This window comes from Pedobacter sp. KACC 23697 (assembly GCF_045348445.1).
Lineage (GTDB): Bacteria > Bacteroidota > Bacteroidia > Sphingobacteriales > Sphingobacteriaceae > Pedobacter.
Genome location: NZ_CP157485.1, coordinates 3,926,770 through 3,939,259 on the forward strand (window position 1 = coordinate 3,926,770; position 12,490 = coordinate 3,939,259).

Sequence of the window (12,490 nt, forward strand, 5' to 3'; positions counted from 1 at the left end):
TATTAATATTTACTTGAAATCTCTTTTGCTACGGTATCTAAAACACCCGTAATGGTATCATCAAATTTACCAGCTTTTAAAGCCGCTAAAGTTTCCGGATGACGTAATTCCAATTGGGTTAAAAATTCCGTTTCAAATTCTTTTACCTTGTTAACCGGAACGCTACGCATTAAGTTTTTAGTACCAGCGTACACAATTGCAACTTGTTTCTCAACAGTAAACGGAGAGAACTGTGCTTGTTTCAGCATTTCTACGTTACGTGCACCTTTATCTAATACCGATTTAGTTGCAGCATCTAAGTCAGAACCGAATTTAGAGAAAGCCTCTAACTCACGGTATTGAGCCTGATCTAACTTTAAAGTACCGGCTACTTTCTTCATCGATTTAATCTGCGCATTACCACCCACACGTGATACCGAGATACCTACGTTAATTGCCGGACGGATACCTGAGTTGAATAAGTTCGACTCTAAGAAAATCTGACCATCAGTAATTGAAATTACGTTGGTTGGGATATAGGCAGAAACGTCACCCGCTTGTGTTTCGATAATTGGTAAAGCTGTTAATGAACCACCACCTTTAACGATGTGTTTAATCGACTCAGGTAAATCGTTCATTGCTTTAGCGATATCATCGTTAGCGTTGATTTTCGCTGCTCTTTCCAATAAACGGCTGTGTAAGTAGAAAACGTCACCTGGATAAGCCTCACGGCCCGGTGGACGACGAAGTAATAGAGATACCTCACGGTAAGCTACAGCTTGTTTAGATAAATCATCATAAACAATTAAAGCTGGTTTACCGGTATCACGGAAAAACTCACCAATTGCAGCACCTGCAAACGGAGCATAAAACTGCATTGGAGCAGGATCTGCAGCCGAAGCAGCAACAACAACGGTATATGGTAAAGCGCCATTTTCTTCTAGCGTACGTACAATGTTGGCAACGGTAGAGTTTTTCTGACCGATAGCTACATAAATACAGAACACAGGCTGGCCTGCTTCATAAAATTCTTTTTGGTTGATGATAGTATCAATACAAACAGCAGTTTTACCAATCTGACGGTCGCCAATAACCAACTCACGCTGACCACGACCGATTGGAATCATTGCATCGATTGCTTTAATACCAGTTTGTAAAGGCTCGTTTACCGGCTGACGGTAAATTACACCTGGTGCTTTACGCTCTAAAGGCATTTCGTATGTTTCACCCAAGATCGGGCCTTTACCATCTAAAGGTTCACCTAAAGTGTTCACTACGCGGCCAAGCATACCTTCACCAACTTTAATAGAGGCAATTTTTTTGGTACGTTTAATGGTATCACCTTCTTTGATCTCGTCTGAAGCACCCAAAAGTACTACACCAACGTTATCTTCTTCAAGGTTTAATACAATACCTTGTAAGCCGTTTGCAAATTCAACTAACTCTCCCGATTGAACTTTAGTTAAACCGTAAACACGGGCAATACCGTCGCCCACTTGCAACACGGTACCAACTTCTTCCAGTTCGGTTTCTGATTTGAAGCCCGCCAATTGCTGTCTGATAATTGCCGATACTTCGTCTGGTCTTACCTCTACCATAATTTTACTTTATATCTTTTTGTAAATGTTTAGTGCTTAGCGCATGGCGCCTGGCATTTATTCGCCATCCGCTTATCGCAATATTTTTGTTTGGCGCCACGCGTTTGGCGTTCTATCGCCTTACACTCACGCTTCACTATTATTTTTTGGGCATTTTGCAAATTAACGCTAAACGCCCTACGCAAAACGCTATCCGCTATTGCGCAAATTCTTTTTTAAGTTTACTTAAACCACTGGCAATACTGGCATCAAATTGCTTATCGCCTACTTTTAATATAAAACCACCGATTAGTTTCTCGTTAACTTTTTCGTTAACAATCACCTGATTGGCGCCTAATTCTTTTTTTACAATTGCTATAATCTGCTCTTTGGCCTCAGGACTTAAAGTAGATGCAGTAGTTACATCAGCAGTAACAATACCTTTAATTAAATTATATTGCTGTATAAACTGTTTTGCTGTTGCAAATAAAATCGCCGAACGACCTTTGCTTACCACAATCTTGAAAAAAGAAATGGTTAGTTTGCTTACCTTATCCGCAAAAATCCCGTTTAAAATACCAGTTTTCTTATCTAAAGGTACAATTGGATTATTTAATATCGCTTCTAGCTCAGGGGTTTCGTCAACCACCTTATCAAACAGAACCATATCATTATAAGCTGATTCTAACGCGTTGTTTTCAACGGCTAGGTCTATTAACGATTTGGCATATCTGCCTGCAACTTTAATTTCTGACATATCTTTTGGGTTGGCGCTCAGCGTTTGGCGTTTGGCACGCTTGCCGCTTTACGCAATACGCTTAGTTTAATTCAACGTCTTTTAACAAGTTAGCTACTAAAGCTTCCTGTTTGGTTTTATCATCCAACTGCGTACGCAATACACGCTCAGCAATTTCTAACGATAAAGTAGAAACCTGGTCTTTAACTTCTGCTAAAGCTGCTTTCTTTTGGTTTTCGATCTCGATTTTAGCTTTCTCGATCAATTTAGCACCTTCAACCTGAGCTTGTTTTTTAGCTTCGTTTAAGATACCATCTTTCAAGGTTTTAGCTTCCTTTAAAATCTCATCACGTTCAGCACGCGCCTGTTGCATCAAATCCTGATTCTGGCTGGTTAAACGTGCCATTTCCTGCTTCGCTAATTCAGCTTTATTAAGGGCCTCATCAATGCTTTGCTCACGTTCGTGAATAGCGCCTAAAATAGGTTTCCATGCAAATTTTCTAAGTAAGATCAATAAGCAGATGAATGCTAAAGCGGTCCAAAAAACCAAACCTATACTTGGGGTTACTAATTCCATTTTATCTAATTTTTTATTCTTTATACTTTAATAAGGCAGGGTAAATAACCAATCGTTAAATACCCTGCCAGAATTTTTCAGTTTGAATTATTGAGGATTGTTACCTAATAATGCAACTACCACACCGAATAAAGCAGCACCCTCGATAAGGGCGGCAGCGATAATCATTGCAGTCTGAATTTTTGATGCAGCTTCTGGTTGACGAGCAATACCTTCCATTGCTTTACCACCTACTTGACCGATACCGATACCTGCACCGATTACTGCTAAACCGGCACCGATTGCCGCGATTGAACCTACCATAACTAATTTAATTTATATTAATTTGTAAAAAATAGTTTTCTGTTAATGATGTTCTTCTACTGCCATACCAATAAATAAGGCAGTTAATAAGGTGAAAATAAAGGCCTGTAAAAATGCCACCAGCAATTCTAACACATCCATAAACAATACGAACGCAACTGAAACCGGAGCAATAGCCAATGTTTCGAAAATAAAGATTAAGGAAATTAAGCTTAATACGATAATGTGACCAGCTGTGATGTTCGCAAATAAACGGATCATTAAAGCGAAAGGCTTAGAAATAATACCAATCAACTCTACAGGGATCATAATTGGATATAACCACCAAGGAACATCTGGTCTGAAAATATGTTTCCAATAATATTTGTTACCATTAACATTAACGATAATCATGGTACCAAAAGCCATTACAAAGGTTAAAGCTATATTACCGGTTACGTTAGCACCTCCTGGAAAAATTGGAACAAGCCCCAATAAGTTGTTAAACCAGATAAAGAAAAACACGGTTAATAAATAAGGCATAAATTTAGCGTACTTATGACCAATGTTTGGCTTAGCAATATCATCTCTAACAAAAACTATAATTGGCTCAATTAAAGATTGTAAACCTTTTGGCGCTTTGCCAACACGTTTTTTATAAGCCCCGGCTACGGAAATAAACACGATTAAGATTACCAAAATCGCTACAAACATTGCCGCAACGTTTTTAGTGATCGAAAAATCTAAAACAGATTTACTTGCTTCTTCATCGATTTTTCCGTCAGCACCAACCACTTTCACATGATCTTCTTCTAAACGGTAGTTATTGTATTTACCGTTATAATCATGTTCGCCGTGGTGAAAATTAGCAGATGAGAAAACCTCTAAACCATTAGGCGTATACAAAATTACCGGAAGAGGCAATGAAGTATGCCCCCAAAGATGCCACATGTGCGAATCGGCAATATGCTCCATGATGACTTTGGTTGGCTCGAATTTTTCTTTGCCATGTCCAGCCGCTTCTCCGTGTTCTCCGGAAGCTGCGTGAGCAGATTCGGCAACGACACTATCAACAGGTACAACAGCGCTATCAACCTGAGCGAAAGTATCAATTTTGATAGATAAAAACGCGATTAAAAGCGTAAAAACAATAGTTAGCCTTTTAACTTTAGACACAAAAACTCGGTTACAATCCATTTATTGGCAGTTTTTTACTTTAAATTTTGGTGGCGCAAGTTACGTAACAAACAGTAAACTTCAAAGGCTGTAAACAATAAATATAAAGAAAAAAAATTAAGCAGAAATACAGGCCCGATTCCCTTCACTTTTATACTGTAAATCAGCACAAAAGCCATACAAAAAATCATTTTCACGGCAATTGATCCCATAATGGCCATAATACCTACTTCCGGATCGCGTTTTACTCCAATATCTACTAACATGTAAGCGATATAGGTGATACCGGCCAAAAAGCCAAACATCAACCAAAAATTGTTCACAAAAAGCAGTGTATTGGGAAATAATAAAGGTAAAACGGCAACAACGCCTATTAATAAGCCTACGAAAATCAAATAGATACTGGTAAATTTGGCTAGAGTCAATGTATAATTTCTTAGCAGATAAAACTTTTTGCAAAGATAAGGTTTTTAGTATCAAGTAAGTACTACAGATTAGAAATATTATGAAGGTTGGCATTGGTTAACCGTTTCAACTGGTTAATCGGTAATTGAAAAATCGTTATGTTGTTAGTTGGGTTAACCGAAAACTGCCAACTGAAAATTGCCAACTGATAACTAACTCCTGGTAGCCTGCCTGATGGCCTGATAAAGGGCAATGCCCACCCCTGCCAAAGCAAAAGCCGCTGTAATGAGATTGGTTTTGCTGTTTCGGTGTTCATCAATTTTATAACCGATAAAAGTAAGCAGACCTATGGTGGCGATCATCTGGAAGCCGATAGCAGAATATTTAGCAGCTGCATTTACCTTTTTCTTTGTATTTTCTTCTTTCGGATTTTCCATTTTTTAATGCAATAATTAAATTAACTTTGAATAATTAAAATTTGTTGCCAAATAAAATATTTTTCTACATATATTGTTTATTGTACATCCACTAAAGAGATTGATCATACTTGAAAAATTACGCTAACAAAAACTTAAATCCCTTCTTCATCTTCATAAGTGTCTTTATTTATGGATGTGTCGCAAATAAAGATACAGCGGTAGATCGTCGGTTTCAAAACTTAACAGCAAAATACAACTATATCTATAACGCCAATGTTTTACTAAGCGAGTACAATGAGAGTCTGTTACAAAGCTATAGCGATAATTACGAAAAGGTTCTGCCTGTATACCTCGATCCGGAGCCACAGATCAATCTGGTACTTACACCGGGTGCTGCCAATAAACAGCTTGATGAGGTGATCACCAAAGGACAAACCATTATCAACGATAAAAGTTTCAGCAACTATATTGATGATGCCTATATGCTTCTGGGCAAGGCAAATTACCTTAAAGGGAATTATTTTATTGCATCAGAATACTTTGATTACACGGCAAAAACCTACAACAGCGACCTGAAGACCTTTATTATGGCCATGAACTGGAAAGCACGTAGCCAAATGGAACTCAATAATATGGTACTGGCCGATAAAATTATCGATACCATGCTGCGCGCTTCCGATCAGTTAAAAAAGGACCTTGCCGAACCCCTGGCTACAGCTGGCCAGATGCGCATTTATCAAAACCGTAATAAAGAAGCCATCTTATTTTTAGAATCGGCCATTGCATTGCCTGCAGAAAAACAGTTGCGCATCCGTTGGCGCTTTATATTGGCACAATTACAGGAAAAGGAGAAAAACATCCAGGATGCTTATGTCAATTTCACCAAAGTTGAAAAAAGCAATGCACCTTTCGAAATGTATTTTCATGCCAATTTAAACCGGATTAAGCTGAGAGCACTACTAAATGGAGAAAAACTTAACAAGGAACAACAACTTTTAGCTTTATTAAAAGATGATAAGAATACTGACTACACCGATCAGATTTATTACCAGGTAGGAGAGCTTTTCTCTGCAGAGGGAAACTTTGTAAAAGCTGAAGAGAACTACCACAAGTCGGTTTTAAACAGCACCAGAAATCAAACACAAAAGGCATTATCTTATTTAAGAATTGCCGATTTAAACTTTAAAGAGTTTAACAACTACATTAAAGCAAAACTGTACTACGATAGTACCGTGATGATATTACCGAAAAACTTTCCTGATTATGGCAACATTGTTAAAAAAGCAGATAACCTGCAATATCTAACCGACAGATATACCATTATCTCCAAAGAAGACACTGCCCAGGCCTTTGCCAAACTCCCGGCTGCCGAGCGTGAAGCTAAAGTAAAAGCTTATTTAACACCAAAGGTTGAAGTGAGCAATACAGGAGGCGTAATGAACAACCAATTTTTAAATGATCCGGATTTTCCAAACAGGAGTTTAAATACACCAAATAATACTGCCGGAAATACCTTTTATTTCAATAATAATGCAGCGATTAGCAATGGCTTTGGCGACTTTAAAAAACGATGGGGAACCAGACAGCTGGAAGATAACTGGCGTCAGAGCATACGCTCATCTGCACAGGAAACCAACCAGGTTTTAGCCGGAGGAAAAGTAGCTACAGAAATTACACCTGCAAATGGCCAAACCAGCCCAACGGCTGCAGACCAGACATCGCTCGAAAAACAGTTTTTAGATGCCTTACCAACCACACCTGCACTTTTGGCGGCATCTGATCAAAAAATTATTGATGCTTATTTTGAAATTGCCAGTTTTTACCAGCAGGAATTGAATGACAAGCCTGAAGCAAATAAAATCTATCTGAAACTGATCAAAAGATATCCGGATAACAACCATCTGGTTGCCATTTATTACAGTTTATACCTGAACTATAAAGGTCTTGATGAGGTAAAATCAGATCAGTATAAACAATTGGTACTAACCAAATTCCCTCAATCCAATTTTGCCAAAAACATTTTAGATCCATCATACTCGGCCAAGCAAACGCAGATGGAAAATATGGCCATCAACAATTACAACACAACTTTTGATGCCTATGCAAAAAAAGATTATGCCAATGTGGTGAAACAGGCCGATGATAATATTACAGCTTTCCCTGAAAATGATCTTGCGCCGCAATATGCTTACTTAAAAGCCATTGCTGTTGGGCGTACCGCAAAGGTTGATCCGCTACTTACCGAATTTAACCTGATTATCAATCGCTACCCTAACGATAAAATTATTACGCCTTTGGTACGCGATCACCTAAAATATATTGAAGCCAACCTTGAAGAATTTAAACAGCGTCCGGTTGCACTGATCGATTTTGATGCAAACGCGCCCCGTTTTGTAAGCCAGGCTGCAACGGTTGCTGTACCCACAAAACCGCTCGTAGCTGAAAATCCTGTCGCAAAAAAGGCTGAACCAACACCTGTCGCGAAGCCTGTTGAGGTTAAACCGGTTGATCCAGTTAAACCTGCCAGCATTTTCAGTACGGCAAAATCAGAAGAATATTATTATGTAATCGACGTAGCCGATGCCACTTTAACCCTAAGCTCATCACGTTTCGGGATCGGTCAGTTTAACCGCGGAAATTACCCCGACAACGATTTGGAACATAAATTGGTAGAATTGGATAACGACCAGTTAATTTACATTACAAGTTTTATCGACCTTGAGGATGCCAAGCTTTACGAATCGAGCATTACAGGCCAGTTAAAGAACATCATGAAAGTTCCGGCAAACCTGTATAAAGGTTTTATCATCAGTAAAGAAAACTTTGAAAAACTGACAGACAGGACACGGATTAACGAATACCTGGAGTTTTTAAAAGACAATTATAAATAAGCTGAAAGTAAAAAGATCAAGGCATAAAACCAGAACAGAAAAATTAAGGTTAAAAACTTTGCTACCCTTAGCGATCTATATAGTAGAATGGCCAAAGTTTTGAGGCTGAAAGTTGATTCTATAAAAAATTAATAAATTTGCATCCGAAATCACCTATCCCGGTGTTTTTGGAAAATAACAACACAAAATGAATAAATCCCTTTCTCCACAGGATACAAAAAGATACAGTTTACTCATCTGGAAATTATTGATTGGTGGAATTGCCCTATTCGCTATTTTCATTTCCATGATTGGATTTGGGCTATTTGGCGCCCTACCTTCTTTCAGGGACATTGAGCACCCGAAAAGCAACCAGGCATCAGAAATTATTGCCGAAGATGGTCGCCCTCTAGGCACCTATTTTGTCCAAAACAGATCCAACGTTACTTATAAAGATATTTCTGAAAATGTAATCAATGGGTTGATTGCGACAGAAGATACCCGTTTTAAGGAACATTCAGGTATCGACTTTAAACGTACATTCTCTATCATCGGCTATAATCTGATCGGCAAAAAACAGGGAGCCAGTACCATTACCCAGCAATTGGCCAAAAATCTTTTCCCTCGCGAATCGAACCTTAATTTTTTCTCGCTGGTATTAACCAAATTTAAAGAGTGGATTGTTGCCGTCAAACTGGAGCGTAACTATACCAAAGAAGAAATTATTACCATGTATTTAAATACGGTCGATTTTGGTAACCAGGCTTATGGTATCAAATCGGCTGCAAGGGTTTATTTCAATACCACGCCCGATAAGTTAACTTTAACACAGGCGGCAACCTTGGTAGGTATGCAAAAAGGCATCACCATGTATTCGCCAACGCGCCATCCTGAGCGCTCCAGAGACCGTAGAAATACGGTAATGGCCTTAATGGTTAAAGCAGATCTCTTAACCCAGTCGGAATTTGATGAACAAAAAGAGAAACCTTTAAATCTGCATTTCAATGCTGCAACTGTTAATGATGGTATTGCACCATACTTCCGCTCCGTACTGAAAAATGATATTAAAAACATTTTCCAGGAGCAATCGATTACCAAACCTGATGGAACCCCCTACGATTTGGACCGTGATGGTTTGAAGATTTATACCACGTTGAACTATGATATGCAGGTGTATGCCGAAGAAGCGCAAAAAGAATACATGAAAGTGTTACAGGCGCAGTTTATTGCGAGTTGGAAGGGCAGAAACCCTTTTAAGGATAAAGCGCTGCAGATTGAGCAGGGTATTAAACGATCTGACCGTTATAAATCTTTAAAACTGGAAGGTAAATCGGACGATGAAATTAAAGATGATTTCAATACCAAAACAGAAATGACCATTTTTACCTGGAAAGGAAATATCGATACGGTAATGAAACCGATCGATTCGGTTCGGTATTATAAAATGCTGCTTAGGAATGCCATGATGACCATGGACCCGACCAACGGACATGTGAAAGCGTGGGTTGGCGGAATTAATTACGAGCACTTTAAATATGACCAGGTTAAAATGGGAACCCGCCAGGTGGGTTCAACAGCAAAACCATTTACTTACGCTGTAGCCATCGAAAATGGTTATTCACCTTGTTATACCGTGCCTAATGTCCCGGTAACGATTGAAGGTTATGGTGAACCGTGGACACCAAGAAACTCGGGTAAACCATTACCTGGCAGTATCACCTTACAAAAAGCATTGGCTTACTCCCAAAACTTTGTGACGGCTTATTTAATGAAACAGGTCGGTCCTGTGGCCGTATCTACACTGGCCACAAAAATGGGTATTCCAAATGTGCCGGCATTTCCATCTATTTGCCTGGGTACGTTCGATTCTTCTGTTTATAACATGGTGGGGGCTTATGGTGCTTTTGCCAATAAAGGCACGTATACCAAACCCATTTATTTATTGAGAATCGAAGATAAAAACGGGGTGGTATTGTTTTCTCAAAAGGAAATACCAAAACCAATTATGAGCGAGGAAGTGGCTTATGTAATGACACGGATGCTTAAAGGTGTGGTAACCAATGGGACCGGGTCCAGATTAAATTATAAATATAAGGTGAATGCACCGATCGGAGCCAAAACCGGTACCACCCAAAATAACTCCGACGGTTGGTTTATGGCCATAACCCCACAACTGGTAACGGGTATATGGACCGGTTGTGAAGACAGGGCTTTCCACTTTATCAGCACTAATCAGGGTGAAGGTGCAAATACTGCTTTACCAATTTTTGCAGGATTTATAAAAAGAGTTTATGCCAATCCGGCTTTAAAAATTAGTCATGCCGATTTCGAGGCGCCAAAATCAGGTGTTTCCATTACTTTTGATTGTAACCAGTATCAGCAACAGGAAGAAGGTACCAGTGAACTGGACGAGAAGTTGGGATTTTAATCCTCAACTCCTGCGTGAAGGATAGCAGTGGAAATCCTTTTGCTGCAACGTTGAGTGTAGCGAAAACGCAGCAAAAGATTGTAACGAATAGCCTGACCCTTTGCGCAGCTTAGGGGCACGCCCAAATTATAAATACATTAAATCGGGGCATTCAAACTAATTTTTCCACCCGAATCCTATTTTTGTAATCATGAGCAGTTTCGACCATAAAACAGCATTAACCGCAATTCCACATAAACCCGGCGTATACCAGTATTGGGATGCCGATGGAAAGCTCATGTACATTGGTAAAGCGAAAGACCTGCGCAACCGTGTAGGCTCGTATTTTAACAGTGACAGAAACCAGTTTAATGGCAAAACCAGGGTATTGGTATCCAAGATCCGCAAAATCACCTTTACTATTGTTGATACGGAAATTGATGCCTGGCTATTAGAAAACAGCCTGATCAAAAAACATCAGCCGAAATTTAACATCAATTTAAAAGATGATAAAACTTATCCATGGATTATCGTTAAAAATGAGAATTTCCCGCGCATTTACTGGACACGTAAAGTGATTAAGGATGGCTCAACCTATTTCGGTCCTTACGGTTCGATAGGCATGATGCATACCATTTTGGATCTGATTAAAGAAACCTATCCCTTGCGCACCTGTAGTTTGCCCCTAACAGAGAAAAATATAGATGAAGGCAAATTTAAAGTCTGCCTCGAATATCAGATTGGCAACTGCAAAGGACCTTGCCAAAACTACCAGACTGAAGCCGATTATGATAAAAATATTGGCGAGATCAAGGAAATCCTAAACGGTAAAATCGGAAATGTTATCCGCGATGTTAAAGGCGTTATTAAATCAGCATCAGAAAACCTGAACTTTGAACTTGCGCATCAATACGCGAGGAGATTAGAAGTACTGGAAAAATACCAGAGCAAATCTACCGTAGTAAACAGTGCCATTACCAATGTGGATGTGGTGAGCATTGCGTCAGACGAACGCTATGCCTTTGTGAACTATCTGAAGGTAATGAATGGAACCATTATCCAAACGCAGACCATTGAGGTTAAAAAGCAGCTGGATGAAAGCGACGATGAGATTTTAACACTGGCGATGTTAGAATTCAGAACTAAATTTAACAGCACCTCAAAAGAAATCATTGTTCCATTTGAGCTTTCACTCGAAGATGAGAATTTAAAATTTACCGTTCCAAAACTCGGTGAAAAGAAAAAACTTTTAGAGCTTTCGCAAAAGAATGTACTGTTCTTTAAAAAAGAGAAGCTTAACCAATACGAAAAGTTAAATCCCGATTTACGCACCGATCGGATTTTAACCACCATGCAAAAAGATCTGCGTTTAACGCAGCTTCCAAAACACATAGAATGTTTTGATAATTCTAACTTTCAGGGAAAATATCCGGTTTCAGCAATTGTGGTATTTAAAGATGCCAAACCTTCTAAAAAAGACTACCGCCATTTTAATGTGAAAACGGTTGAAGGTCCCAATGATTTTGCAACCATGGAAGAAGCTGTTTTCCGCCGTTACAGGAGAATGTTAGATGAAAACCAGGCTTTGCCTCAGCTCATCATCATTGATGGTGGTAAAGGTCAGCTTTCATCAGCGATGAAGAGTTTAAAGGTATTGGGCATTGAGAACAAGGTAACCGTAATTGGTATTGCCAAGCGATTAGAAGAATTGTTCTATCCCGGAGATTCCTTTCCACTATATTTAGACAAGAAATCCGAAACTTTAAAAGTGATACAGCAACTGCGTGATGAGGCCCACCGTTTCGGCATTACCTTTCACCGCAAGAAACGCGACCAGGGGACACTCAAAACCGAGCTTGAACAGATTGAAGGTATTGGCAAAACAACTGCAGATAAACTTCTAACGCATTTTAAATCGGTTAAAAAGATTAAAGAAGCTACAGAAAAAGAACTTTCAGCAGTACTCAACAAAAAACAGTTGCTTACCCTGCTTGCACATTTTAAAGAAGCTTAAATCGGTTATAAAAATAATAACAGATACATCTGTAAAAATGTTAATACT

The 12,490-nt window shown here is 39.1% G+C and carries 10 protein-coding genes; 3 read left to right on the forward strand and 7 right to left on the reverse strand.

From position 1 onward, the window contains the following. Positions 1-2: 2 nt before the first annotated feature. The 7 genes from atpA to ABEG20_RS15755 form a co-directional block, all read right to left on the reverse strand. A complete protein-coding gene (gene atpA, locus ABEG20_RS15725; protein ID WP_138818677.1) occupies positions 3-1,577 on the reverse strand; it encodes a F0F1 ATP synthase subunit alpha in 1,575 nt (524 codons plus the stop codon). Between the two features lie 196 nt (positions 1,578-1,773). After that, on the reverse strand, positions 1,774-2,313 hold the full coding sequence (atpH, locus tag ABEG20_RS15730) for an ATP synthase F1 subunit delta (protein WP_406824234.1): 540 nt from the start codon (positions 2,311-2,313) through the stop codon (positions 1,774-1,776). Between the two features lie 61 nt (positions 2,314-2,374). Continuing rightward, a complete protein-coding gene (locus tag ABEG20_RS15735) occupies positions 2,375-2,869 on the reverse strand; it encodes a F0F1 ATP synthase subunit B (protein WP_406824235.1) in 495 nt (164 codons plus the stop codon). 87 nt (positions 2,870-2,956) lie between these two features. Further along, the gene (atpE, locus tag ABEG20_RS15740; RefSeq protein WP_056087863.1) at positions 2,957-3,172 is read right to left on the reverse strand and encodes an ATP synthase F0 subunit C; all 216 of its coding nucleotides are present in this window, start codon (positions 3,170-3,172) and stop codon (positions 2,957-2,959) included. A 42-nt stretch (positions 3,173-3,214) separates the two neighbouring features. Further along, positions 3,215-4,348: a F0F1 ATP synthase subunit A gene (gene atpB / locus ABEG20_RS15745; protein WP_406824236.1), complete on the reverse strand. Its 1,134-nt coding sequence runs from the start codon at positions 4,346-4,348 to the stop codon at positions 3,215-3,217. Positions 4,349-4,362: 14 nt separating this feature from the next. Further along, positions 4,363-4,752 (reverse strand): hypothetical protein, encoded by a 390-nt coding sequence (locus ABEG20_RS15750; protein WP_406824237.1) that lies wholly within the window; start codon positions 4,750-4,752, stop codon positions 4,363-4,365. A 192-nt stretch (positions 4,753-4,944) separates the two neighbouring features. After that, entirely contained in the window at positions 4,945-5,169 is a 225-nt protein-coding gene (locus ABEG20_RS15755; protein WP_406824238.1) for an AtpZ/AtpI family protein, read from the reverse strand. Positions 5,170-5,279: 110 nt separating this feature from the next. Between ABEG20_RS15755 and ABEG20_RS15760 the strand changes: the two genes are divergently transcribed. The 3 genes from ABEG20_RS15760 (at position 5,280) to uvrC (ending at position 12,442) form a co-directional block, all read left to right on the forward strand. Continuing rightward, positions 5,280-8,042 (forward strand): gliding motility protein, encoded by a 2,763-nt coding sequence (locus ABEG20_RS15760; RefSeq protein WP_406824239.1) that lies wholly within the window; start codon positions 5,280-5,282, stop codon positions 8,040-8,042. A gap of 187 nt (positions 8,043-8,229) precedes the next feature. Further along, the gene (locus ABEG20_RS15765) at positions 8,230-10,449 is read left to right on the forward strand and encodes a transglycosylase domain-containing protein (protein WP_406824240.1); all 2,220 of its coding nucleotides are present in this window, start codon (positions 8,230-8,232) and stop codon (positions 10,447-10,449) included. A 190-nt stretch (positions 10,450-10,639) separates the two neighbouring features. Beyond that, the gene (uvrC, locus tag ABEG20_RS15770) at positions 10,640-12,442 is read left to right on the forward strand and encodes an excinuclease ABC subunit UvrC (protein WP_406824241.1); all 1,803 of its coding nucleotides are present in this window, start codon (positions 10,640-10,642) and stop codon (positions 12,440-12,442) included. Positions 12,443-12,490 lie beyond the last annotated feature (48 nt).